At 61.8% G+C, this 25422-nt stretch carries 21 protein-coding genes; 9 read left to right on the forward strand and 12 right to left on the reverse strand.

What is annotated here, in order from left to right:
* Positions 1 to 48: 48 nt before the first annotated feature.
* The 6 genes from dinG to osmF all read right to left on the reverse strand — a co-directional run bounded on the left by dinG (position 49) and on the right by osmF (position 6842).
* Entirely contained in the window at positions 49 to 2190 is a 2142-nt protein-coding gene (dinG, locus tag SANT_RS13745; RefSeq protein WP_038668586.1) for an ATP-dependent DNA helicase DinG, read from the reverse strand.
* 3 nt (positions 2191 to 2193) lie between these two features.
* The gene (locus SANT_RS13750) at positions 2194 to 2742 is read right to left on the reverse strand and encodes a GNAT family N-acetyltransferase (protein WP_071882027.1); all 549 of its coding nucleotides are present in this window, start codon (positions 2740 to 2742) and stop codon (positions 2194 to 2196) included.
* A 243-nt stretch (positions 2743 to 2985) separates the two neighbouring features.
* Positions 2986 to 3729, reverse strand: coding sequence for an ABC transporter permease (locus SANT_RS13760; RefSeq protein ID WP_025422866.1), 744 nt, complete (start codon positions 3727 to 3729; stop codon positions 2986 to 2988).
* Positions 3726 to 4667, reverse strand: coding sequence for an ABC transporter ATP-binding protein (locus tag SANT_RS13765; RefSeq protein ID WP_025422867.1), 942 nt, complete (start codon positions 4665 to 4667; stop codon positions 3726 to 3728). Before SANT_RS13765 ends, SANT_RS13760 begins: the two co-directional genes overlap by 4 nt.
* A complete protein-coding gene (locus SANT_RS13770) occupies positions 4664 to 5812 on the reverse strand; it encodes an ABC transporter permease (protein WP_025422868.1) in 1149 nt (382 codons plus the stop codon). Before SANT_RS13770 ends, SANT_RS13765 begins: the two co-directional genes overlap by 4 nt.
* 97 nt (positions 5813 to 5909) lie before the next feature.
* Complete coding sequence (gene osmF, locus SANT_RS13775) at positions 5910 to 6842, reverse strand: ABC transporter substrate-binding protein (RefSeq protein ID WP_038668589.1); 933 nt, start codon at positions 6840 to 6842, stop codon at positions 5910 to 5912.
* 215 nt (positions 6843 to 7057) lie between these two features.
* Here osmF and SANT_RS13780 point away from each other — a divergent pair, with 215 nt between their 5' ends.
* On the forward strand, positions 7058 to 7372 hold the full coding sequence (locus tag SANT_RS13780) for a hypothetical protein (RefSeq protein WP_025422870.1): 315 nt from the start codon (positions 7058 to 7060) through the stop codon (positions 7370 to 7372).
* Here SANT_RS13780 and idi read toward each other — a convergent pair.
* From idi to bglX, 3 genes are all read right to left on the reverse strand, one after another.
* Positions 7369 to 7911, reverse strand: coding sequence for an isopentenyl-diphosphate Delta-isomerase (idi, locus tag SANT_RS13785; protein ID WP_025422871.1), 543 nt, complete (start codon positions 7909 to 7911; stop codon positions 7369 to 7371). The genes SANT_RS13780 and idi overlap by 4 nt on opposite strands.
* A 373-nt stretch (positions 7912 to 8284) precedes the next feature.
* Entirely contained in the window at positions 8285 to 9160 is an 876-nt protein-coding gene (locus SANT_RS13790; RefSeq protein WP_025422872.1) for an oxygenase MpaB family protein, read from the reverse strand.
* Positions 9161 to 9173: 13 nt separating this feature from the next.
* On the reverse strand, positions 9174 to 11465 hold the full coding sequence (bglX, locus tag SANT_RS13795) for a beta-glucosidase BglX (RefSeq protein ID WP_025422873.1): 2292 nt from the start codon (positions 11463 to 11465) through the stop codon (positions 9174 to 9176).
* Between the two features lie 444 nt (positions 11466 to 11909).
* On the opposite strand from bglX, the gene SANT_RS13800 reads away from it, so the two are divergent.
* The 3 genes from SANT_RS13800 to SANT_RS13810 are packed head-to-tail and all read left to right on the forward strand — an operon-like array spanning position 11910 to position 14080.
* Positions 11910 to 12887, forward strand: a complete 978-nt coding sequence (locus SANT_RS13800; protein WP_025422874.1) for a Gfo/Idh/MocA family protein — start codon at positions 11910 to 11912, stop codon at positions 12885 to 12887.
* Positions 12887 to 13366, forward strand: coding sequence for a GNAT family N-acetyltransferase (locus tag SANT_RS13805; protein WP_025422875.1), 480 nt, complete (start codon positions 12887 to 12889; stop codon positions 13364 to 13366). Before SANT_RS13800 ends, SANT_RS13805 begins: the two co-directional genes overlap by 1 nt.
* A 21-nt stretch (positions 13367 to 13387) precedes the next feature.
* Entirely contained in the window at positions 13388 to 14080 is a 693-nt protein-coding gene (locus SANT_RS13810) for a glutathione S-transferase family protein (RefSeq protein WP_025422876.1), read from the forward strand.
* A gap of 112 nt (positions 14081 to 14192) precedes the next feature.
* On the opposite strand, the gene pbpG is transcribed toward SANT_RS13810, so the two are convergent.
* On the reverse strand, positions 14193 to 15155 hold the full coding sequence (gene pbpG, locus SANT_RS13815; protein ID WP_025422877.1) for a D-alanyl-D-alanine endopeptidase: 963 nt from the start codon (positions 15153 to 15155) through the stop codon (positions 14193 to 14195).
* A 323-nt stretch (positions 15156 to 15478) separates the two neighbouring features.
* Here pbpG and SANT_RS13820 point away from each other — a divergent pair, with 323 nt between their 5' ends.
* The 4 genes from SANT_RS13820 (at position 15479) to SANT_RS13835 (ending at position 20398) form a co-directional block, all read left to right on the forward strand.
* Positions 15479 to 16852, forward strand: a complete 1374-nt coding sequence (locus SANT_RS13820; protein WP_025422878.1) for an HlyD family secretion protein — start codon at positions 15479 to 15481, stop codon at positions 16850 to 16852.
* Complete coding sequence (locus tag SANT_RS13825; protein ID WP_025422879.1) at positions 16849 to 18417, forward strand: DHA2 family efflux MFS transporter permease subunit; 1569 nt, start codon at positions 16849 to 16851, stop codon at positions 18415 to 18417. Before SANT_RS13820 ends, SANT_RS13825 begins: the two co-directional genes overlap by 4 nt.
* 1 nt (position 18418) lies before the next feature.
* Positions 18419 to 19990 (forward strand): efflux transporter outer membrane subunit, encoded by a 1572-nt coding sequence (locus SANT_RS13830; protein WP_025422880.1) that lies wholly within the window; start codon positions 18419 to 18421, stop codon positions 19988 to 19990.
* A gap of 120 nt (positions 19991 to 20110) precedes the next feature.
* The gene (locus SANT_RS13835; RefSeq protein ID WP_025422881.1) at positions 20111 to 20398 is read left to right on the forward strand and encodes a YjcB family protein; all 288 of its coding nucleotides are present in this window, start codon (positions 20111 to 20113) and stop codon (positions 20396 to 20398) included.
* Between the two features lie 344 nt (positions 20399 to 20742).
* Here SANT_RS13835 and SANT_RS13845 read toward each other — a convergent pair whose 3' ends face one another.
* Positions 20743 to 23181, reverse strand: coding sequence for a membrane-bound PQQ-dependent dehydrogenase, glucose/quinate/shikimate family (locus SANT_RS13845; protein ID WP_025422883.1), 2439 nt, complete (start codon positions 23179 to 23181; stop codon positions 20743 to 20745).
* Positions 23182 to 23402: 221 nt separating this feature from the next.
* On the opposite strand from SANT_RS13845, the gene gpmA reads away from it, so the two are divergent.
* Positions 23403 to 24176, forward strand: a complete 774-nt coding sequence (gpmA, locus tag SANT_RS13850) for a 2,3-diphosphoglycerate-dependent phosphoglycerate mutase (protein ID WP_025422884.1) — start codon at positions 23403 to 23405, stop codon at positions 24174 to 24176.
* A 305-nt stretch (positions 24177 to 24481) separates the two neighbouring features.
* Here gpmA and SANT_RS13855 read toward each other — a convergent pair whose 3' ends face one another.
* Positions 24482 to 25393 carry a DMT family transporter gene (locus tag SANT_RS13855; protein WP_025422885.1) on the reverse strand — a complete coding sequence of 304 codons (912 nt, stop codon included), beginning with the start codon at positions 25391 to 25393 and terminating at the stop codon, positions 24482 to 24484.
* Between the last annotated feature and the right edge of the window lie 29 nt (positions 25394 to 25422).

Raw genomic sequence — 25422 nt, forward strand, 5'->3', positions numbered from 1 at the left:
CCTGCTGTTAAAGCAATAACACTTCATCCGGCCGCGCGTTTGCGGCTCTTAGTCGCTCGACGCGGCCGGTTGCGTGTTGGCCCCCGCCGCAGGGGCCAGCGCCGGCTGGACAATAGGAAATACCGGCAGCGCCGCCAGCAGACGAGCGCCATAGGATTTGGTCAATAACCGCCGATCATAGATGATCACCTCGCCGTGACAGTCGTGGCTGCGGATAAGACGGCCGACCTGCTGAATCAAATTGAAAGAGGCGCTGGGCAAACTCTGTACCTCAAACGGATGGCGCTGCTGAGTTTTCAGCCACTCGCCCTCGGTCAATATCACCGGACTGTCCACCGGCGGAAAAGCCACCTTATGAATATGTACCTGGGTGAGCCATTCCCCTTTCAGATCCAACCCTTCGGCAAAAGATTGCAGCCCCAAAAGCGCGCTGGTCCGCCCGCGGTCAACGCGCCGGCGATGTTCCTCCACCAGACGGTAACGGGGCTTATCCCCCTGCACCAGCAAATGCGGGCGCAGATCGGTCACCTGGTCCAAAAACAGCCGCAGCGCGCGATGGCTGGCGAACAATACCAGCATGCCCCGGTGCGACGCCTTCTCCCATTCGGCGCGAAAATAGCGCGCCATCCAGGCGATATGGTCCGCTTCCTGCGCTATGACCGGATCCATCGGCATACGGGGGATAACCAGACGGCCCTGGCGGCGGTGATCGAAAGGCGACGCCAGCGTGACGAAGCGATCGCCGTTGCGCTCATGCAGGCCGGACAGCTCCTGAAGACGCGCGAAACTTTCGAGGGACCGCAGCGTGGCGGAGGTGATAACCACGTGGGGGATCCTTGACCACAGCAGTTTTTCCAACTGATCGCTGACGCGGATGCCGACGCAGTGCAAAAAGAGTTGGACGCCGTTATCGCCCTGCTTTCGGGTCAACCATTTGGAAATCGGCGCATTTGAAGCCTTCTCGAGGGCGGCCAGCCGCCACAGCCGGCTGGTGGCCTCCCAAAATCCCTGAATACGGCTGGTCTGCAGCAGCGCCTGGCGCAGGCGCACAATATCGTGCTTGCCGGTTTTTTCGCCCAGGTCCGCCAGCAAAAACTCCGCCAGCATCCGCAGCCTGTCCGACAGTTTGCAGAGTTGCGCCGCCGCCTCGCTCATCGGCGCCGGCAGTATGCCCAGCGCAAAGCGGTGCTCACCCTGCACGCTGTCGTGAGGCAAATACGCTTCGGCCTGCTGCTCGAACAGGCCGATAAGCGCCAGCAGCTCGTCGCAATGGGCCTGAAGGCGCGTCTCCTGACTGAGCTGCGGCGGGCGCGCGGGCCGAAACTGGGTCAGGATCAGCGCCGTTTGCCGCCGGAACTGCTCTAGCTGGTGGGCAATAAAGCGGCTGGATATCTCGCCGTCCATTTCCAGCGCATCCCGCGCCACGTCCGGCAGATGGTGACCTTCATCAAGCACCAGCAGCATGTTTTTCGCCTCCGGCAGCACCGACTCGCTTTCCAGCGCCGCCATGACCAGCGCATGGTTGGCCACCACCACATCGGCGTTTTCTATCTCTTTGCGCGCCAGATAAAACGGACAGTTGCGGAAATAGTGGCAATTACGCCCGAGACAGTTCGCTTTATCGGTGCTGAGCCTGGCCCAGAGCGGATCGCTCACGGCCTGGGGATAGTGGTCGCGTAAGCCGTCCCAGCTGGCGTTGTTCAGCGACGTTTGCAGCGCCACACATTGCTGATGTTCGGCGCCGCTGGCGGGGGCCAGCGGGTCATCGAGAAAGAGCAGCAGATCGCCCTGACTGACGCCATCGGCCGCCAGCGCCGCCAGATTGCGCGGGCAGACATAGCGCCGGCGTCCGAATGCGCCGATAAAGGTCAAATCCGGTATGAGCTTTCTCAGCAGCGGCAGATCCTTACTGAAGATTTGATCCTGTAGAGCGACATTGGCGGTGCTCACCACCAGCGGTTTTTGCTCGGCGCGGCCGATGGCGATGCCCGGAATCAGATACGACAGCGTTTTGCCGACGCCGGTGGGCGCTTCGATCACCAAATGGCGTTCAATATCCCCCGCCAGCGCGCGAGCCACTTCCGCTATCATCTGCCGCTGCGGTTCGCGGGGGATAAAATCAGGAATCTGCTGCTGTAGCGCTTTATACCAGTCGTGGATTTGCGCTTTGGTTGCTACGGAGAGCGCCATCGTTCAGGCCTTATCGCTTGGGAATGCGCCATTGTCCCACAGTCGCGGCGCGGCGTCAGCTTGTGCTGTATAAAACTGCAGGGCTTTTCCCAAACAGAGCGATTCCGGCCGGTCGCGATAGTGCCGGTAAGGCGCCACCGGCAGATAGCCATGGCGGCGATAAAAAGCTACCGCGCGCCGGTTGATACGGCGGGTAGACAGCCATACTTGCCGGTAACCCCCCGCGCAAGCCTGCTGTTCTAAAAACTGCAGCAGCGCGGCACCCACGCCCCGCGTGCCCCGACGGGCATACAGGCGTTTCAATTCCACGACGCCGGGCGCCAGCGGTTGCAACGCGCCGCAGCCCAGCGCGCTACCGTCGGGCAGGGCGTAGGCGATGGCGAAACAGCCGCCCGCGCCGAGCGTCTGCGCCGGATCGAATGAGGTGCGACCATCGTCGCCGGTCAGCACGCTTAAGGCGGCGGAAAGTTCATCCATCAGGCTGCGCGCCGCGGCGCTGTGCGGCGACGCCAGACGGATCGCCAGCGGCGTCGGCGTCACACGGCGCTCCATGTTAACGGCGAGCGCCCGCGCCTTTGCTTTCCCCCGGGGAAGGTCACCTCCCTACCCTCATCATTCCGCCCTGGCTGCGAGAGCGCCGCAGCGTCAACCTTGTATCGCCGCGGCGAATATTTATAATGTCTGATGCCCTGCATATAAGGATGCCCATGAAGCTTATCAAAACCGCCGTTTTCGGCGTGATTTCCCTGCTCTCGCTCGGCGCCATCGGCGGCGTCATGCTGGCGGGCTATATCATCATCGTCCATAGCTAACGTCCAGCGCCCGCAGCCAGCGTTCAAACAGCATATCGCTGATGATCGCCAGCAGCGCCACCAATAGCGCGCCCTGTAGCACATAGGCGGTATTGAAGCCGCTCAAGCCGATAATAATCGGTGAGCCCAGGCTTTTTACCCCTACGGTGGACGCTATCGCGGCGGTGCCAATGTTGATAATGACCGACGTCCGAATGCCGCTGATGATAACGGGCGCCGCCAGCGGCAGTTCCAGCCGTCGCAAAATTTGCCCGCGGCTCATGCCCGCCCCGGTCGCGATATCATGTAAGGACGCCGGCACCGTCTCAATACCGGCAATCGTCGCCTGGACGATGGGCAGCAGGCCATAGAGGACCAGCGCGATTACCGCCGGCTCGGCGCTAAAGCCCATGACCGGCACCGCCACCGCCAGCACCGCCACCGGCGGGAACGTTTGCCCCACCGCCGCCACGGTTTCCAGCAGCGGGCGGAACGCCCGGCCCGCCGGCCGCGTCACCCAGATGCCGGCGCCAACGCCGATAACCACGGCAAGCATACTGGACACCAGCACCAGCCACAGGTGGGCGAAGGCCAGCGAGGCGAAACTGTCCTGCCGGTATACCGGGCGCTCGAGCGCGGGGAAGAGCGCCGCGAAGAGCCGCGTCATATGCGGCATGCCAAACACCAGCGCCAGCAGCAACAGCAGACACCATAACAGCGGATCGGTCAGAATGCGCCGCGTCATCATTCCGTTTCCTTAAGCGGGCGCAAGAGGTCGGCGAAGTGCAGCACGCCCAGCGCGCCTCCCTGTTCGTCCACCACCGGGAGTCGATCGGTTGCGCGGGCGATGAATTCGGATAGCGCCGCGCGTCGGGACATCGCGGCCGAAATCGGCGGTCCCGGCAGAGGCTCCCCCGGACGGGCAAGCTCACCGGCGGTGCCCAGCGACAACAGGCGGATCCCCCTCTCGCCGCCGCCGAAGAAATCGCGCACCAGCCTGCTTGCCGGGCGTAACAGCATTTGTTGCGGCGTCCCCTGCTGCACAATCCGCCCGCCGTCCAGCAGCAGGATGCGGTCAGCCAGGATCAGCGCCTCATCGATATCGTGGGTCACCAGCACGATGGTGCGGCGTGAGATCTGATGGATGCGGGCAATTTCCCCCTGCAGGGCGCTGCGGGTCACCGGATCGAGCGCGCCGAACGGCTCGTCCATCAGCAGCACCTCCGGGTCGGCGGCCAGCGCGCGCGCCACGCCGACCCGCTGCTGCTGGCCGCCGGAGAGCTGGTGCGGATAGCGGTGACGAAACTGCTCCGGATCGAGATGCAGCAGCGCCAGCAATTCGCCCACGCGCTGGTGAATGCGTTGACGCGGCCATTTCAGCAGTTGCGGCACGGTGGCAATATTCTGCTCCACGGTCCAGTGGGGAAATAACCCGATAGACTGTATCGCGTAGCCCATGCGCCGGCGAAGCTGCTCGGCGGGCCAGCGGCCAATCTCCTCGCCGGCAAACAAAATGTTACCCGTATCATGCTCTATCAGACGGTTTATCATCTTCAGAGTGGTGGATTTGCCGGATCCCGAGGGGCCTATGAGCACCGTGATGTCACCGGCGGGCAGCGTGAAACTCACCTCCTCCACCGCCGGCTTGCCGTGGAAAAATTTACTGACCCCTTGAAATTCAATCACAGGCGCACCTTCTGTAACATCGAGATAATCACTTTAAACAGGGTATCGACCAACAGCGCCAGCGCGATAGCCGGGATCACCCCCAGCAGTACCAGCTCCAGCGCGCTGCTCAACAGTCCCTGAAACATCAGGGCGCCGAATCCGCCGGCGCCAATAAGCGCCGCAACCATCCCCATGCCCACCGTTTGCACGGCGATGACCCTCACTCCCGACAGCATGACCGGCAGCGCCAGCGGCACTTCCACCCGCCAAAAAAGCTGCCGACGGCTCAACCCCATGCCGCGCGCGGCGTCAACCACGCTGTCCGGTACCTGGGCCAGACCGGCATGCACGCTGCGTACCAGCGGCAACAGCGCATACAGCACCAGCGCGATCAACGCCGGCGCCAGGCCGATACCGCCGATACCCCATTCGCGCAGCCATGGCCAAGCGGCGGCCAAACCGCTTAGCGGCGCTATCAGTAAACCGAACAGCGCGATGGCGGGCAGCGTCTGGATGATATTTAGCACGGCGAACAGCGAGGGACGCCACCTGGCCGAGCGGTGGCAGACGAAACCCAGCGGGATACCGATAAGCAGCGCCGGGGCCAATGTACCGAATAACAGCGTAAGGTGCTCCCCCAACGCCTGATGAAACACCTGCGCGCGGTTGGCATACTCTTTCATCAGCGACAATTCGTCCAGCCGGCCGCTGGCGAGCAAGAGCGCCAGCGGCAGCCACAATTGCCCGTTGCCCAGCGCCCGCAGGCACGGGTTGGCGGTGAGGCGGCCGACGGCCTCGGCGGCGGTCAATAAACACAATGCCGCCATAAGCCAGAAACCGCTGCCGAACGAGGTGCGCACCAGCCTACCGCCCTGCGCAGCCAACTCGCGGGCGCCTTCGCCCGCCAGCCAGAGCAAACCGCACAGCAGTCCCTCCGCCAGCAGCAACACGATGAGATAGCGCACGCGGGTGGGCGCCACGAAACTCAGGGCCAGCAGCCCGAGCGCCGGCAAAAGCAGCAATAGCCGAGCGCCGCTCAGCAGTTCCGCCAGCCCGATTCCGCGACCGGACACCAGCCGGTTAGGCGCGAAATTCACCAGCGGCAGCAGTCCCCCCGCCGCCAATAGCAGCACTGTAAGGGTCAATATCACCCGATTTTGCATGACGCAACGCCTCTTGCGGCGGCCAGCCCCCTCAAGGACCGGCGGTGTCACCAAAGGGCTTCACCGCCGCCGCGTTATCCATCCAGTGCTTACCCCGTCAAGAGGGGATAAAGCCCTTTTGCTTGAGGAAATCCGCCGCCACCTTGCTGGCGTTTTGCCCCTCGACGGCGATACTGGCGTTCAGTTGTTGCAGCGTCTCGGTGTCCAGCGCGGCGAAGACCGGTTTCAACCATTGGGCGATTTCCGGATGCTGCTTAAGCACCGCTTCCCGAATAATCGGCGCCGGGGCGTAAATCGGCTGCACGCCCGCCGGATCCGACAGGGTATGCAGCCCCAGCGCGGCCACCGGCCCGTCGGTACCATAGGCCATGGCGGCGTTAACGCCGGAGGTCTGTTCGGCGGCGGCCTTGATGGTCACCGCGGTATCGCCCCCCGCCAGCGACAGCAACTGATCCTGCTGTAAGGTGAAGTGATAAGCCTTTTCAAACGCCGGCAGCGCATCGGGCCGTTCGATGAACTCCGCCGACGCGGCCAGTTTGAATGTGCCGCCCCCCTGCAAATAGCGGCTCAGGTCGGCCAGAGAGTCGAGATGCTGTTCTTTGGCCAGCTCATCGCGTACGGCAATGGTCCAGGTATTATTGGCCGGTGCCGGGCTAAGCCACACAATATGATTTTTGTCATAGTCCAGCTGTTTGACTTTTTGATAGCCGGCGTTGGTGTCCTTCCAAGCTTTATCCTGCTCCGAGGAGAAGAAAAAGGCGCCGTTGCCGGTGTATTCCGGATAAATATCGATCTCGCCGGCGGTAATCGCCCCGCGTAATACCTGGGTCGCGCCCAGTTGCAGTTTATTAACCGTTTTAACCTGATGGGATTCAAGAACTTGTAAAATGATATTGCCCAGTAGCGATCCTTCCGTATCAATTTTCGACCCCACGCGCACCGCCGTATCCGCAGCCTGCGCCGCTGGCGTGATGCCGAGCATTATGGCGGCGAGCAACACCGCGCGGCCATAATTAACCCTGGTTGCCATAGACATTGTTTCCTTTTGGAAGTGACGATAATCGGCACCGAACGGGCATCGCCGGTCGGCGGTTTTGCAATAATAGCCCAAAATAGCGGGTCGATAGCGAAAATGCGCGCGTTAACCGCACGTTAGGGGCGAAATAATCCCTCCACGGCGCGGCAGCGCCGCGGTCCCTATCGCTATCAACCTGGATAGCCGGCGCCGCAACGGCGAGTTGCATTGTGCTGCCGACCGCCTCGGCGGCAAGCGGGCTCAGCGTTGCCGGCACCCTACCGGCAGGAGAGCATAAAGGCGGCGAAGGCGCTGGCGCCACAGCGGCGAGAAGCATCGTTCTGCCGACCGCCTCGGCGGCAAGCGGGCTCAGTTTTGCCGGCACCCTACCGGCAGGAGAGCATAAAGTCGGCGAAGGCGCTGGCGCCACAGCGGCGAGAAGCATCGTTCTGCCCACCGCCTCGGCGGCAAGCGGGTTCAGCGTTGCCGGCACCCTACCGACAGGAGAGCATAAAGTCGGCGCAGGCGCTGGCGCATCGGATTAGCTGGCTTGCCGAGCGCGTAGAAACGCGGCGTACTGGGCCGGAATTTTCTCCATGGTCAATCTGAACCAGGGCGTGAACACTTCGGGTTCGCTGGCGAGTTGCGCCACCACCGACGGCATCGTTTGCCAGCGCCAGGCCATCGCTTCGTCGGGATCGGGCGTTGGCGCCAACGGCGTGACGCCAAAAAACACATGGCCGTATTCGTGTTCAATCAGCCCATTGGGCAGCGGCAGGCGGTAGCGCAGTTGCAATACCGGCGTTAACGCCACCCGCATGCCCATCTCTTCATACAGACGGCGGCGGGCGGCGGCGGCGCTCTCTTCCGCCGGCATGGGGTGGCCGCAGCAGGTGTTGCTCCAAAGACCGCCGCAGTGGTATTTCTCCCGCGCGCGCTGCTGCAGCAGCAGTTGGCCGTCGGGGTTAAACAAGTAAACGGTCACCGCGCGGTGCAGCGCGCCTTCACGGTGGGCCTGCAGTTTTTCCATAGTGCCCACCGCCCGGTCCCGTTCATCGACCAGGATGACTTCCGTTAATGCCATATTCGCCTCGCTGCGTGCCACCCGTGTCGGCGTGCTTACCCATAAGCACCGATTTTTACCCGGGGGCGCTATTGTGCCTTTGAGCCGCTATTTTTGCCCGCAGGCATGCATTCACCTGTAGGTACACGTTTACCCGCAGGCATGGGTCTGCCCGCGGACATGCGTTTGCCCGCAGGCACGCATTCACCTGTGGGCACGCGTTTACCCGCGGGCATCCGTTCACCTGTGGGCACGCGTTATCGCCCGGGGCAGCTATTTTTGCCCGCGGCGCGTGGAAGTGATTAGTTTATCGGCCCGGGACGATAATGTCTGTGCGAGGAAGTGACATTCCCGTCCGCCATGCCCATTTTTTGCAAAAAGCCGGCTTCAACCGTTAGACGGGCTGGCGCCCCATGCGGCGCATGGCGCGATGCCAGGCGCCGTTGCGTACCGACCAGCGCAGGACGCGGGCCAGGTAATGTACCGCCGGAGTCACCAGAACCCGCCGCAGGGCCGGGCCGTCGAGGTGCAATTGGTCAATAGCCCAGTCCGGCAACAGATCAATGCCGGCGCGCATCAAGAGCCACCCCGCCGGCTGCGCCAATCGGCTGGGCATGGGCGCATGGAGCAGCAGCCGGGTCACCTCACGGGTGCGGTCATCGCACACCAGCCGCGGCCGCATCGCCTGCAAATAGGCCTCTACCTCGGCCCGGCTGGCGGGCACGTCGCGGGCGCCCAGGGCCCAGGCCACTTTCATCGCCTGGCGATAGTAAGCGTCTTGGTCGGCGCCGCTCAGGCGGGGATTGCGAAAGCGCAGATGCGCCGCCAGGAAGCTGCGCGCTTCCGCCACATGCACCCAGGTAAGCAAGGCCGGATCGCTTGCCCGGTAGGCGTTACCTGAAGGATCCACGCCATTCACCTGCCAATGGATTTGGCGCACGCGCGCGATAAGCCGTTCGGCCGCCGCGGTCGGGCCGAAGCTGGTAACGGAAATAAACTGCGCCGTGCGCCGCAGCCGTCCCAGCATGTCGCTGCGAAAATGAGAGTGATCCCAGACCCCCGCCAGCGCCGAGGGATGCAACATTTGCAGCAATAGCGCGCTAATGCCGCCGCACAGCATCGAGGTAAAGTCGCCGTGTACCCGCCAGATAATCGACTCCGGCCCGTACAGGCCCGGATCATTGGCGGGCTGCGTGAAATCCACGGTACCCAGACCGACACCGCTCAGGCCCAGCACCTGCTGTTCGATGCGGCGCCGAACCGGTTCCAGCAACCGGTCCACTTTATTGCAGCGTAAAGCGGGCACGGTTCACTCTAGCGGAATCGAGGCCAATCATAACGTCCACCTCACCCGGCTCGGTGACCTGCTGCATTGGCTGATTATAAAACCGCAGCATGGCCGGCGTGACGGTAAATTGGACGGATTGCGACGCCCCCGCTTTCAGAAAGACCTTGTGGAAGCCCTGTAGCGTCGCCACCGGCCGGCTGATGGAGGCGGTGACATCGTGCAAATACAGTTGCACCACGGTGGCGCCGTCCCTGTCGCCATCGTTGGTCAACGTGACCGTAGCGGTCAGACTGCCCGCCGGCGCCAACTGCGTCGCCGACAACGTCACCGGCGACAAGGTGAAATGGGTGTAGCTCAGGCCATAGCCGAACGGAAACAGCGGGCCGTTGGCTTCATCATAATAATGAGAAGTATACTTCTCCGGCTTCTGCGGGTCGTAGGGGCGACCGGTGGGCAGATGATTGTAATAGATAGGAATTTGCCCCACCGAGCGCGGGAACGACATGGGCAATTTGCCGGACGGGTTGTGATCGCCGAACAGCACGTCGGCGATGGCGTTTCCCCCTTCGGTACCGGGGAACCACGCCTCCAGCAGCGCGTCCGCCTGCTGGTTTTCCCGCACCAGCGCCAGCGGCCGTCCGTTCAGCAGCACAACCACCAGCGGCTTGCCGGTGGCCTTGAGCGCGCGCAGCAGCCTGCGTTGGCTTTCCGGGATGGTGATATCGCTGCGGCTGGAGGCTTCGTGGGCCATACCCTGCGCTTCCCCCACCGCGGCAATGACGACATCCGCCTGCCGGGCGGTGCGCACGGCGTCATCGATCATTGCCTGCGGGGTCCGCGGATCCACCTTGACGGTTTGTTCATATTGGTTGAGATAGGCTATCAAGTCCTGGTGGTCGGTGATATTGGCGCCGCGGGCATAGAGCACCTTGGCCTTATCGCCCACCGCGTGGCGGATCCCTTCCAACAGGGTAACGGATTGATCGGCGCGACCCGCGGCGGACCAGCTGCCCATGATATCGCGCTTACTGTCCGCCAGCGGGCCGATGACCGCCAGCGTACCCTGTTTTTTCAGCGGCAGCGTGCTGAGGCGGTTTTTTAGCAGCACCAGGCTCTCGCGCGCCACCTGACGCGCCTCGGCCCTGTGCAGTCGACTTTCCGCGTTGGTATCCGCCGGATCGCTGCCCGCCGGCCCCAGATGTACATAGGGGTCGCGGAACAGGCCCATGTCGTATTTGACGTTCAATACATGGCGTACCGCGTCGTCGAGCGTTGCCTGGCTTACCTCGCCGCGCTGAATCAGCCCCGGCAGATATTTCAGAAAATACTCATCGCTCATGCTCATATTGATGCCGGCGTTAATCGCCATTTTCGCCGCCTGCTCAGGATCGGCCGCCACGCCGTGCTTGATGAGCTCCTTGATCGCGCCGTGATCGCTGACCGTGATACCGGTAAAATGCCACGCTTTGCGCAATACATCCTGCAGCAGCCAGCGATCCACCGTGGCCGGCGTCCCGTTGATGGAATTGAGCGCCACCATGACCCCGCCGCTGCCGGCATCAAGCGCCGCTTTGTAAGGAGGCAGGTAATCCTGAAACATTTTTTGCGGGCTCATATCCACCGTGTTGTAATCCCGGCCCCCTTCCACCGCGCCGTAAAGCGCGAAATGTTTTACGCTGGTCATCAACGAATGACGATCACCAGGATGCTTCCCCTGTATGGCGCTCACCAGCGTGCGGCCGATTTCCTGCGTCAGAAAGGTATCCTCGCCCAGCCCTTCCGACACGCGGCCCCAGCGCGGGTCGCGGGTGATATCCACCATCGGCGCCCAGGTCATATTCAGACCGTCTTCGCTTCCCTCAAAGGCGGCGATACGTCCACTGGTTGCCACCGCCTGTAGGTCCCAACTGGACGCCAGCCCGAGGCTTATCGGGAAAATGGTGCGCTGACCGTGGACGATGTCGTAGGCGAAAAACAGCGGGATTTTCAAGCGGCTCAGTTGCATGGCCTGATCCTGCATGACCCGAATATCCGGGCGGGTGACGGTATTAAAGATACCGCCTACCTGGCCGCGTTGAATCATCTCGCGGATGGCCTCTTTCGGATTATCCGGCCCTACGCTGATTAAGCGTAGCTGGCCGATTTTTTCCTCGGTGGTCATCTTCGCCAGTAGCGCATTGACGAAAGCATCGCGGGGTAAGCTAGGGGAAGGGAGTGAATTATTGTCCGCCAAAGCGGGAGCGACGACACATGCCAGCATTAGGCCAAATGACCAAAGCCATCTCATAAAGGTTTCTCACAATCGCGCAAGCCAGCCGGAACGGAACGTCCCGGTCACGAAAAAATAAGGCATTACTATGCCATAAATGTGGCATAACAAGAGTATAGCGACTCACACAGCATAAAGCCTGCGTCAGATTTATTGAAACGGATTGTTTCCTTTGTGCTGACCGGCGCCGGGCGGCGCCCGTATGCTAAGCCTCTTCGTCGCAACCTTCTGGCGGGGGGGCTTGGCAAGCGCCGGAAGCTTTGCAATACTGCCTTACCGTGTAACAAAGTATTTTTCGCCTATACCGCGCTTTACGATTGCCGCTTCACGGCATCTGTCGCCTCCGCCACAGGATAAGGAAACTCGGGTTACTTCTACCGGGGGCGTAGTTTCAGGGATGATCGGGTCTGTTATCACTCTAGGGCACCGATATTGTATGAAATATGTCATTGTGGGTACATTGTGGGTACGGGGAATATCAGTGGCACCTACGCCGACGCGCTGCAGGCGGTCGCGGGGTGTGAGCTCACGGGATTTATTTCCCGCCGGCAGCCAAGCCACGGGCTGGCCGGCCACCCCTCCCTGCCCTGCTGGCCGACGCTTGCGGAGGTCGATAAACCCTTTGATGCGGTGATCGTCGCCACCCCTAACGGGCTGCATCCGCACAGCGCCATTGAGGCCGCCGGGTTGGGCAAACACATTTTAGTCGAAAAGCCGCTGGCCATTACGGTCGCGGCCATGGATAACATGATAGACGCTGCCCGCCAACACGGCGTGACCCTGGCGGTAAGCTACCAGCGCCGCAGTTATCCAGACAACCTGGCGGTGAAGGCCTTGCTGGCGCGGGGTGCGCTGGGACGGATTTACTCCGCCGATCTCAGTTGCCGCTTCTGGCGCGACCAGCCCTATTATGACAGCGCGGAGTATCGCGGCGGCTATCGGCTCGACGGCGGCGGCGTCTTCATGCAACAGGCAAGCCACGCCATTGACACCTATATTTGGCTGTTCGGCATGCCCGCACGGCTGCACGGCGAGCTGGCCACGTTCGCCCACCAAATGGAGGCGGAGGATCACGGCGCCGTCGTTTTGCGCTATGACAACGGCATGATAGGCACGATTGTCGCCTCGACCTGCGCGCGGCCCGGCTACCCGCCACGTTTAGAGGTGTGCTGTGAAAAAGGGACGTTTACCCTGCTCAACGACTGTATTGACGTCTGGCAGATTGAGGGTGTCGACAATCCCGCGCAGCCGCGCCCGCCGTTGGCGGATAACGGCGCCAGCAGCGCAACGCTCAACGACAGCCGTCGCCACCAGGCGATACTGGCGGATTTCGAGCGGGCCGTCGCCGAGGGGGAGCCACCGTTGGCCGCCGCCGACGACGCGCGACGCGCCACCGAACTCATTTTGCAGATTTACCATCAGCACGAGAGGAAAGAGTAATGCATCAGCTCAGAGAAGCACGCATTGAAGAGTTGGCCCAACTCACTGAGCTCTGTCTGCAATCCAAAGCGTTATGGGGATATGACGATGCGATTATGCAGTGCTGTCGACAAGAGCTGACCTTTCGGCCGGCTGATATGGAAAATTCGCTGATTTGCGTGGCGGAAAGCGATAGCCAACTGCTGGGGGTCGCCCAATTGCAGGTGGAAGAGGATGAGGCTTTCCTGGCGCGCTTATTTGTCTCACCCGCGCGGCAAAAAGCGGGGATCGGCAAGTCCCTGTTCGGCTGGTCGATCAAAGCGGCACACCGCGCCGGCGCGACTCGGCTGTTAATTGACGCCGATCCGCTGGCCGCCGGTTTTTATCAACGTATGGGCGCACGCCAGGAAGGCAGCGTAGATTCCGTCACGGTACCGGGCCTGCGCAAGCCCCGTTTCCGGGTAACGCTATCGACCTGTGCGTCGGCGCACGGTTTTTAACCCCCATGGGAGAACGCAAGGATGTATCAACTGCATATCGCCAACAAAAACTACTCGTCCTGGTCATTACGGCCGTGGGTGCTGATGAAAGCCCTGGCGCTGCCGTTCGAGGAGAGTCTGCACCCCTTTGAACCCCCGGCGGCCGGCTCCCCCTTCCACGGCTTTTCCCCTACCGGCAAAGTACCGGTGTTGATCGATGGCGCGCGGACGGTATGGGATTCGCTGGCCATCGTGGAATATTTGGCGGAACGCCACGCCCAAGTCTGGCCGGGTGACGCGGCGGCGCGGGCCTGGGCTCGCTGCGCGGCGGCGGAGATGCATTCCGGCTTTGTCGCGCTGCGCAATCAGTGTCCCATGTCCTGCGGTGTACGCGTGCGCCTGTCGTGCCCGTCGCCGTCGCTGAAAAAAGACATTGCCCGCCTGGATGCCCTGTGGCAAGACGGGTTGACCACCTTCGGCGGCCCCTGGCTGGCGGGACCGGCCTTCAGCGCCGTTGATGCGTTTTACGCCCCGGTCGTTTTTCGGGCGCAGAGTTTTGGCTTCAGTCTTAGCGCGCCGGCGCAGGCGTGGTGTGAACACATGCTGGCGCTGCCGGCGATGCGGCTTTGGTACCAGCAGGCGCTGGAGGAAACCTGGCGCGACGCCGACCATGAACAGGAAATGCGGGCCTGCGGCGAGGTGATCCACGACTTCCGCGTGGCGGTGCCCGACTGAGTAGCACGAGCGCAGCGGCAGGGAGTAGCACCTGCCGCGGTGAGCATGCCACCCGCTACATCGCCGCCTCTCTCTGCTGCAAACCGCCGCCGGTTCTATCGTTAACGGTACCTCACTCCATAATCTGCCCGTCGTCACGGCCGGCGTTGCGCGCGGTCTGGTCAACCTGGCGCGCTTTCTGCCGCTTATAGTCCAGCGCCGCCGGCGGCACCGGCGACGCTTTGCCGGTTTCAAGCCAGCTGCGGATGCGGTTGGCGTCGGCGAAGTGGGTAAACTTGCCGAAGGCATCAAGCACCACCAGCGCCACCGGGCGGTGATTGATGACGGTGCGCATCACCAGGCAATGCCCGGCCTGGTTGGTGAAGCCGGTTTTGGTCAACTGGATTGTCCAGTCATTGCGATAGACCAGATGGTTGGTATTACGAAACGGCAGGGTGTACGCCGGGTGACGAAAGGTGGCCATGGTTTCGTGGGTGGTACTGAGTTCGCTCAGCAGCGGATAGTTTTTGCTAGCCATTAGCAGCTTAGACAGATCGCGCGCGGTAGACACGTTGTGCATCGACAGCCCGGTCGGTTCTACATAATGCGTATGCATCATGCCCAGGGCGCGGGCCTTGGCGTTCATGGCATTGATAAAGGCGCCGTAACCGCCGGGATAGTGGTGCGCCAGGCTAGCGGCGGCGCGGTTTTCCGAGGACATCAGCGCCAGTAATAGCATGGTGCGGCGATCGATCTCGCTGCCGACCCGCACGCGGGAAAAGACGCCGCGCAGTTCCGGGGTTTGGTGGATATCCACCGATATCATCTCGTCCATCGGCTGTTTCGCGTCCAGCACCACCATGGCCGTCATCAGTTTGGACAGCGACGCGATGGGCACCACTTTGTCAGGGTGCGCGGCGTAGAGCAGATGGTTATCCGACATATCCAGCACCAACGCGCTGCCCGACGCGATTTGCAGCGGCGAGACCAGCGGCGCGGGCTCGGCGCTCAGCGCCGCCTGAGCGGGACCGATAACCAGATTGCCGAGGGTCAAAAGTGACACGCCAATATAAACCACACGTAAAAGTGAAAGCATTATCCGTTACCCGATCAATACCGCTGGAGCGCAGTGAATTGCGCATTAGTATATCCGATTAACAAAAAACGAGAATCATCAGGAAGATGTATTTTTTTGTCACCTTTTTGCCGCATCGTTGACTTGACAGAGGGGAATAGTTAGCGGTTGTCTTGTTAATTCTGCGCCGCTGCGTATGCTTAATCCCCGTGTTTTAGCTTTTAATGGCGTAACGGCAATTCTCGTCGTGCGCGGACTGGCGTTTAGCGAAAATCCTTTTACCCTTAATGACACAGTTTCCTTTTATTCTGGCGCAGCGCTTGCCACGTTAGTAGACGGAGCCTATGGATAGCCACAAACCCAATGATACTTCCGATACATCCCGACCCAATGATAACGATGATGTCAACCGCGCTTCTCCCCCTCCCGCCGGCACCGACAGCGGGGCGCGCCGCGCAGAGGATGACCGCCGGCATGACGATCACCGCGGCGGCGATGGCGACGCCCCTCGGCGCGACGACAACCGCAGCGATAGCGACAACCGCCGGCAGGACGACCACCGGGATAACGATGGCGACACCCGCCGGCAGGACGACGGCCGGAACAATGATGACGACGCCCGGGGCGGTGATGACGACGGCAATAATGACGGCGGCAATGACGACGGCGGCAATCAGCGCAAACGCCCCGGCAAAAAGCCGCTGATTATCCTGGCCATCGTGGGGGTCGTGATGCTGATCGTCGGCCTGTGGTTCTGGCTTTCCAGCCGCAACCAGGAAACCACCGATGACGCCTATACCGAAGGCAACGCGGTGACCATCGCGCCGAAAATCTCCGGCTACGTGGTGAAACTGCTGGTCAAGGATAATCAGCGGGTCCGTAAGGGGGATCTCCTGGTGCAAATCGACCCGCGCGACGCCACCGCCGAGCGCGACCGCGCGCGCGCGCAGCTGGGTCTGGCGCAGGCGCAGCTTCATCAGGCGCAGGCGCAGTTGGCGCTGTCAAAGGTGCAATATCCCGCCCAATTGGCCCAGGCCAAAGCACAGCAGGCCCGCGCCGAAGCCAACTTGCAGAATGCCGAGGCGGATTACCGCCGGCAGCGCGGCGTCGACCCCCGCGCCACCTCACAGCAAAACATCGATAACGCCAGCGCCCAGCTGCGCTCCGCCCGTGCCGAACTGGCCAACGCCCAGGCGCAGGTCGAGGTGGCCGCCCAGGTGCAGTTGCAGGTGCGTCAGGTCGAGACCAACGTAGAAGCGCGCGAACGCCAGGTCAGTCAAGCGCAGGCACAATTGGAAACCGCCGAACTGAATCTCTCCTACAGCGATGTCCGCGCGCCGTTCGACGGTTTCGTTACCCGGCGCAATGTCCAGCTTGGTACGCTGGTTCAGGCGGGCAGCTCGCTGTTCTCGGTGGTCTCGCCGGACATCTGGATTACCGCCAATTTCAAGGAATCCCAGCTTGAACGTATGCGCCCCGGCAATCAGGTGGAGGTGACGGTGGATGCCTATCCTAATCTGACCCTGCACGGCCATGTCGACAGTATTCAGCAAGGCTCGGGCTCGCGCTTTTCCACCTTTCCGGCCGAAAACGCCACCGGCAATTTCGTGAAGATAGTTCAGCGGGTACCGGTCAAAATCGTCATCGACAGCGGCCTGGATCCCAACACGCCGCTGCCGCTGGGGCTGTCGGCCGAGCCGAAGGTTACGCTTGAATGAGCGGCGATCGCCACTGGACGCCGTCCAGCAACCCCTGGGCGGTCGCCATCGTCGTTACCCTGGCGGTGTTCATGGAAATCCTGGATACCACCATTGTCAACGTGGCGCTCCCCCACGTAGCCGGTACCCTCTCCTCCAGTTACGACGAGTCCACCTGGGTGTTGACCTCTTACCTGGTGGCGAACGGTATCGTGCTGCCCATTTCGGCGTTTCTCAGCCGCGTGCTGGGACGCAAACAGTACTTCCTGATTTGCGTGGCCATGTTTACCGTCTGCTCTTTTTTGTGCGGTATCGCCACCGAGCTGTGGCAGATGATCTTGTTTCGCGTCATGCAGGGTTTTTTTGGCGGCGGTCTGCAGCCGGTCCAGCAGTCGGTACTGCTCGATTATTTTAAACCCGAAGATCGCGGTAAAGCGTTCGGCCTCTCCTCCATCGCGATTATCGTCGCGCCGGTAGTCGGCCCGACGCTTGGGGGCTGGATAACCGATAACTACAGCTGGCGGTGGGTATTTTTGATTAACATCCCGGTAGGCGTGCTGACCTTTCTGGCCATATACCAGATGCTTGAAGATCCGCCGTGGGAGCGCAAAGTGAAGAACGGTAAGCTCAATATCGATTATATCGGTATCGGGCTTATCGCGCTGGGGCTGGGCTGCTTGCAGGTGATGCTGGACCGCGGTGAAGATGATGATTGGTTCTCCTCGGGCTTTATTCAGCTCTTCGCGCTACTGGCCGTGGTCGGACTGGTGGGGGCGGTGTACTGGCTGCTTTATACCCGCAAACCGGTGGTGGATTTGCGCTGCCTGAAGGACCGCAATTTTGCCGTTTCCAGCCTGCTGATGGCGGGCATGGCGATGATTCTCTACGGCAGTTCGGTGGTCATGCCGCAGCTGGCGCAGCAGGAGCTCGGCTATACCGCCACCTGGTCCGGGCTGGTGCTTTCGCCGGGGGCGGTGTTGATCGTCATGTCCATCCCGCTGGTGCTGAAGCTGATGCCGGTGGTGCAGACCCGCTGGCTGATAGCGTTCGGCTTTACCTTAATGACGCTGTCGTTTATTTATTCCAGCCATTTGGTCCCGAATATCGATTTCAGCACGATGGTGAAAATGCGCGCCGCGCAGTCCATCGGCCTCGGTTTCCTGTTCGTACCGCTGACCACCCTGGCTTTTATTACGCTTGCCCCGCGGCTGAATGCCGATGGTTCAGCGCTGTTCACCATGTTCCGCAACGTGGCGGGCTCTATCGGCATCTCGCTGTCCACCGCCGCCATTACCGAGCGCTCCCAGGCCCACAGCGCCTATATGGTGCATAATATGTCGCCGTTCAACGAGCAATTCCAGCAGGCGATTCAGCGTGCCGCCCAGGCGTTCCGCGACGCCGGCAGCCTCATCGGCGATCCGACATCGCTTGCCACGGGACAACTCTACCAACAGATGGTGGCGCAGTCGCGGATCCTGGCCTACGTCGATGTCTTCAGTCTCTGCGCGCTGGTTTCGTTAATCCTTATTCCATTTTGTTTGCTGCTTTCGCCGGTGAAAAGCGAAGGCAACGCGGGAGCTCACTAATATGCCGGCTCGTATTCGCACCGTCAGGAAGCGGCCAACCCCCCTGTTACCGCTGCTCGGTTTGGCCGCACTGACGCTTAGCGCCTGTTCGGTGGGGCCCGATTACCAACCGCCCCAACCCTCTACGCCGTCGGCCTTTAATGACCTGCGCAGCACCGACCGCACCGCCTCCCGGGCGCTGGCCGCGCAGCCAGACCCAAAGTGGTGGCGCACCTTTAACGATGCGCAGCTCGATAGCCTTATCGACCGTGCCATCGCCGGCAATCTCTCTTTGCAGCAGGCGGTGTTGCGTATCGCCGGCGCCCGAGAACAAACGCTGCAAGCGGGCGCCGCCGGCCTGCCGACCGTGAGCGCCAACGCCAGCGCCACGCGCCAGCAGTTGGGCCTGAAAGGCGAACTGGACTCCTATGGCGTCCGCGCCCAGGTGGCTGAAAGCAGCGAAGAGCTCGCCTCGCGCCTGGATTCGCTCACGCGGCCGATTCACCTTTATCAAGGCAGTTTCGACACGTCTTGGGAGTTGGACTTATGGGGTCGGGTGCGCCGCTCCGTTGAAATGGCCAACGCGCAAACGCAGGCCTCGGTGGAAAGCCGCAATGATGCTCTGGTCTCGCTGGAGGCCGAAGTGGCGCGGGCCTATCTACAGTTGCGCGGCGCGCAAAGCGTCAGCGACACGCTGATGGCGCAAATCGACGTGGCGCAGCAGTCGCTGGAGCTGACCCAAAGCCGCGCGCACAGCGGTTTGGCGCCGCAGTTGGATGTGGAAAACGCCAGCGCTCAGATAGGGTCGCTGCGCGCCCAATTGCCGCAGTATCAAGCCCAACAGCGCCAGGCAATGAATGGGCTGGCGGTGCTGCTGGGGCTGCCGCCGGGGGCGCTGAACGCCGAGCTGACGCAGACCAAACCGCTGCCGCGCCTGCCGGCGGCGGTGCCGGTGGGCGTCCCCGCCTCCCTGGCGCGTCGCCGTCCCGATGTACGCGAGGCGGAAGCGCAGCTGCACGCCGCAACCGCCAATATCGGCGTCTCGGTCGCGCAGCTGTTCCCGGATCTGTCGCTGACCGGCCAATTCGGGATGCGCAACACCGATTCTGATTATCTCACCCATTGGAGCAGCCATTTTTATTCCTATGGTCCGCAGGTGTCTATTCCCATTTTCCAAGGCGGGAGGCTGGTGTCGAATGTGCGGCTGGCGCGGGCGCAACAGGCGAATGCCGTCCTCGCCTATCGCCAAACGGTACTGACCGCGCTCCAGGATGTGGAAAACGCCTTGGTCAGTTATCGCGCCGACCAGCAGCGGGTCGACGGGTTGGAACAAACCGCCGACGCGCTGCAAAATGCCTTCAATCTGGCCAGCAACAGCTATCGCCAGGGGATAAGCACCTTTATCGAGGTGTTGGACGCGCAGCGTCAGCTGGCACAGGCGCGGCAGCAGGCCGCCAGCGCCCGCGTACAATCCAGCGTGGACCTGGTCTCGCTGTATAAAGCGCTGGGCGGCGGCTGGGAGCTCTATCCGCAGGGAGATTTGCCCAAGTTTCAGGTATTTGGCCCGGCCGAGACGGTAAACGGAAAATCTTAAATCAACAGAAAGCAAGCGGCGGGGGTAATTATTATGACCCTCGTCACATATTTTTGTGGCGCAATGCAAAAAAACGAGGGAAAATTACACCATCAGTTGATGATTGGAGGAATTTTCACCGTGGGAACGCTTGCCGCAAGCTTTCTTGTGATGCGCTGGGAACTGCTCAGCGCGATGATGATGTTTTTTGCCAGCCAGCTGCACGTGCAGTGCCGCCGGTCCAGCCGCAACGCGATGGCGTTTATTTTCACCGGCGTGGGCATCGGTATGGCGTGCTGGTTTGTCACCGGGCTGCTGGGGATTACTTTGGCGCAATTGCTGATGATTCGTCACGAAATGTGGGAAAGCATGAAGCAAGGTATGCTGTTTATGATGGCCAACACGCCGCCCGATCTGCAGTTCACCTAACCCTAATCGTCTAAAGGATCACCGCTGGGGATAACGGATAACGCCTCCGTATCGCCCCTGCGCGGCGTAAAACGCCAGCGATACGGCGTCTGAGCCGCACGCCGCGCCGCGATAGGCCCCAACGCCAGCCCGCGAGACCCGTTTGCGCCCGCGTGCCGCGCCGCGATAGGCCCCAACGCCAGCCCGCGAGGCCCGTTTGCGCCCGCGTGCCGCACCGCGATAGGCCCCAACGCCAGCCCGCGAGACCTTTTGCGCCGGCCTGCCGCACCGCGATAGGCCCCAACGCCAGCCCGCGAGACCTTATGCGCCGGCGTCCCCGAGCGTGACCGACGTTCGCCGCGCCGTCATTTCCCTGCGGCGCGGCGAGCGGGCAGCGCCCAGGCCATCACGCTGTCGCCGGTACGGGTGCCGAGCCCGCCGTGTCCCCCGGCGGCAATCACCACATACTGGCGACCGTCGGCGCCCAAATAAGTGATGGGCGTCGCCTGCCCGCCGGCCGGCAGGCGGCCGCGCCACAGCTCTTTGCCGCTGGCTTCGTCGAAAGCGCGCAGATAGTCGTCGGCGGTGGCGCCCATAAAAATCAGCCCGCCCGCGGTGATAATATTGCCGCCCATGGTAAAGATCCCCGTCGGCAGCGCCGCATTGGTATGGGTATTTAAAATATTCATATCGCGAGTGGTGCCCACCGGCCGCTCCCAGCTGATTTTTCGGCTTTGCAAATCAATCGCCGCCAGTTTACCCCAGGGTGGCGCATTGCAGGGCGCGCCAAGGGGCGATAGCCAGGGACGCACAATCTCGGCATACGGCGTACCGTACTGCGGCCCCACCGCGAACTCCTTCGGTTTGGGATACGGCTGATTACTTTCCCAACCGGCCCAGGGTTGCATCAACCCGCGGCGTAGCGCTTTTTGCTCGGTGACGCCCTCGGCGATAAACGGGATATAGCTGGTATTGGCGATCAGTACGTGACGCGCCGGGTCAATCGAGGCGCCGTACCAGTCCATCACCCCGTCAAACGCCGGATAAGCGATACGGGTTCCCAGCCCCGGTGGCGTGTATTGCCCCTGATAACCGAACCGGCGGAACTGCACGCGGCACCAAAGCTGATCGAACGGCGTAGCGCCCCATAAATCCTTTTCGGTCAGATTGGCGGGCGCGAACGTTGGCATGCCGGTGGAGTAGGGCTGGGTGGGCGATAGACGCTCTCCCGGGAAGGGATCCGCCTGCGGCACCGGCCGCTCCTCGACCTGCGCTAACGGTTTGCCGGTACGCCTATCCAGCAGAAACAATTGGCCCATTTTGGTGGTCTGCACCAGCGCGGGCACCGTCCCTCCGCCGGGCTGGGGCAGATCCACCAGCGAAGGCCCGATGGGCAAATCAAAATCCCACACATCATGATGGACGGTCTGGAAATGCCAACGCTCTTTCCCCGTCGCCAAGTCCAGCGCCACGATAGCGCTGGAATACTTGTCATCAAACGGCCGGCGCTGTGCGCCGTAATAATCTGGCGTGGCGTTCCCCAGGGGGATATAGACCAGACCCAGCGCCGGGTCAGCGGTATAGGTGCCCCAGCCATTCGGCGTGCCGCGGGTGTAAGTTTCGCCGGGTTTCAACGGCGCGGTGGGATCGCTGCGGCCCATATCCCATGCCCAGGCCAATTTGCCGCTTTGGGGATCAAAGGCGCGCACCACGCCGGACGGCTCGCCGCGCGCCTGATTATCATAGATCCAGCCGCCCAGCACGACGCGATCGTTCACCACCAGGGGCTGTGAGGTGATGAAATGAAAGCCCGGCGGAACCTTGCCCATCAAATCGGTCAGGTTCACGCGGCCCCCTGCCCCGAAATCCTGACACAACCGCCCCGTGTCGGCATCAAGCGCGATGAGTTTGGCATCGGCGGTGGTGCTGATAATGCGCCGATCGCAAGGGGCATTGGTGGGAGTGGGCGATTGGTAATAGGCCACCCCGCGGCAGGCAAGATACTCGTTGGCGCGGGTGTCGTTGTGGGGATCGTAGGTCCAGAGGGTTTTACCGGTGGTCGCATTCAGCGCCAGCACCTGCCGATGCGGCGTACAGAGATAAAGCCGGTTGGCCACTTTAATCGGGGTAGCCTCAAAATTGAATTCGCGCCCTTTTTTATCTTCCCCCGGCTGCATGACATCGCCGGTGTGGATCGCCCAGGCGGGGGCGAGTTGCGCCACATTGTCGGGCGTGAGCTGGGTCAAGGGCGAATAACGCTCCCCGGCGGGGGTGCGACCATAGTGGCGCCACTCATTGCGCCCGGTCCTGTCTGTCTCGGTCTCGGCCGCCGCCGCAGCAGCCGCAGCCGGCAACGGTGCATGCTGAACGTACAGACGTTCGCTGGTTATGTAGCCTGCCCCTATCACACCGGCGCCGACCAGGAGATAGAACAGCCCCGCGACGGCGGCCAGCACCCGCTGCCGGCGCGACAGCGTCAGCGGCCGAGTAATGAATGGCATGCTGCACCACAGCCCGAGCACCGCCAGCACCAGCAAACGCGGCATGAGTTTCCAGCCGTCCAGGCCGACCTCATACAGTGCCCATAGCGCGGTCAGCACGAACGTCAGCAAATAGATCCAAAGCCCCAGAATGCGCCGTTCGATGATGAGAAACCCGCTCACGCTCAGCAGTATGCCGGCCGGCAGATAATATGCGGAGCCGCCAAGCGACAGCAGCCACAGGCCAACCACCAGAAAAAATAATCCACAGACACAAATCAGCAGACCGGTGAGGCCCGGCAAGGAAAAAAGACGACGTAGCATGGTCGCTCCTGAACAGTACCTGTAGAAAAAAAGCTTTGCCGCGGGCCGGAGATAGAAAAGCAACGCTTACCCGCCCTATCGCCGCACGGAACGCTTGCATGTCAAGATTTGTATAGAAATACTGATATTATAGTAGTCGTATAAGCCATACTCTGCAGACGTAATAGTGTTAATGATAATGTGGCGCTTATGCCCGCCAGGTAACCGAACGATTTATGATAATGACTCCTGCTACGACGGCGACGGCCGAAAAACGTCTGGTGATCGTGCGCCATGGCGAAAGTCTGTGGAATCGGGAAAATCGATTTACCGGCTGGACCGACGTCAAACTGACCGAACGGGGACGAATCGAGGCTATCGAGGCGGCGCGGCTATTGAAACAGCACGGCTACCGCTTCGACTTTGCCTGTACGTCGCTGCTGGTCCGGGCCGTGCATTCGCTCTGGCTGTTGCTCGATGAACTGGGTCAAAGCTGGCTGCCGGAAGAGAAAAGCTGGCGGCTGAACGAGCGCCATTACGGCGCGCTGGAAGGATTAAATAAAGCGGTTACCGCCGAACGCTACGGCCACGAGCAGGTCATGGCCTGGCGGCGCGGCTACCGCGCCGCGCCGCCGCCGCTGCTGCCGGACGATCCCCGCCATCCCGGACGCGATGCCCGCTACCGCAGGCTGGCCGTCGCGAGCCAACCGCTCAGCGAAAGCCTGGCGGCAACCGAACAGCGTGTCATCAACTACTGGCGCGAAGTTATCGTGCCGCGACTGCGGCGCGGTGAACACGTCCTGCTTGTGTCCCATTCCAATGTGATTCGGGCGTTGGTCAAGCACCTGGACGGTCTGGAAGAAGATGCCCTGACGGCGCTGTATATTCCGACCGGCGTACCTATCGTTTACGAATTCGACGACAAGATAGCGCCACGTCAGCGCTATTTTCTTGGCGATGAGCAGGACATCGCCAATCGTATTGCGGCGGTGATCCGTACCGGCAGTAAAAAATAAGCTACACCGACGGTGAAAAGATGTGCCGGCGGCAAAACGGCGTCCACACCCACGGTAAAAGGGTGTCGCCGGTGGCATAAAAGGCGTCCGCGCCGACGCTAAAAAGATGTCGCCGGCGGCAAAAAAGGCGTCCGCGCTGGCTGAAAGTCTTGCGCTGCACGGCGGCTCACGCGGGTGCGCCGGCCTGAGGCCTTATCGGCCCGCGGCGGCGCTTCGCCGGCGTTGGCCATGGCCTGCCGCGGACAGTGGCGCTCCGCCGTGAGAAACCGCCCAGATCGAATACCCCCGCCCGCGCGCCGTGGCTATCACCGCTGCTTGGAGCTGCCCTCAGGCCTGTCCGCGGCGGCGGCTGGCGGTACGCCCCTGACCGCTTTCGCGCGCACCGGTCGGCGCGGCGCAGTGGGAATTTTCATCAACAGCACGGCGAGCAAAATCAATGCGATACCGAGCCACTGCGGCCACGATAACCGCTCCGGCAACAGCATGACCCCCAGCAACACCGCGCTCAGCGGATTAAGTAACGACACTATCGACATCACCGCGGGGCCAAAGCGGTTCAGCGCCCATACCCAACACCAATACGCCAGCGCGCTGTTGGCCAGCACCAGCCAAATAAGTCCCGGCCAGGCGTGCGGCCGCGGCAGGGCCGGCGGCCCCGTCAGCGTCAGCGCGACCGGCAGCAACATCATGCCGCCGAGCAGCAGTTGCCAGGCGGTCAGCGCCAGCGCATCCCGATATTGCCAGCGACTCATCCACAGCGTGGACTGCGCAATCAACAGCGTCGCCGCCAGCGCCGCCGCGACCCCGACCGGATCCGGCGACGACGAGGGATTAAATAATAACGCCACGCCGGCAATCCCGGCCAATGACAGCAGCGCCATCCACCACGACGGCCTTTTTCCTTCCTGCAACCAGCGTAGCAGCATCACCTGCAGCGGCATGGTGGCGCTTAACGTGCCGGCAATCGATCCCGGCAACCGGTAGGCAGCGATAAAAAGCAGCAGAAAAAACGCCGCAATATTGCAAAAGCTTAGCGCCAGCATTTTTTTCGCCGGCAGCGGCGGTTTGGTGGGATGAATCATTAACAGCAGGATACCGGCCGGTAGCGCGCGCCAGACCGCCACCCAAACGGGAGATTGTTCTTGCAAAAACAATCCGACCGTCGCGTAGGTACTGCCCCACAGTATCGGGGCAAGCAAAGCGAGGAGAATAGGCATTTTATCTTTCCAAAAAGTATCTTTTATAA

This window comes from Sodalis praecaptivus (genome assembly GCF_000517425.1).
Lineage (GTDB): Bacteria > Pseudomonadota > Gammaproteobacteria > Enterobacterales > Enterobacteriaceae > Sodalis_A > Sodalis_A praecaptivus.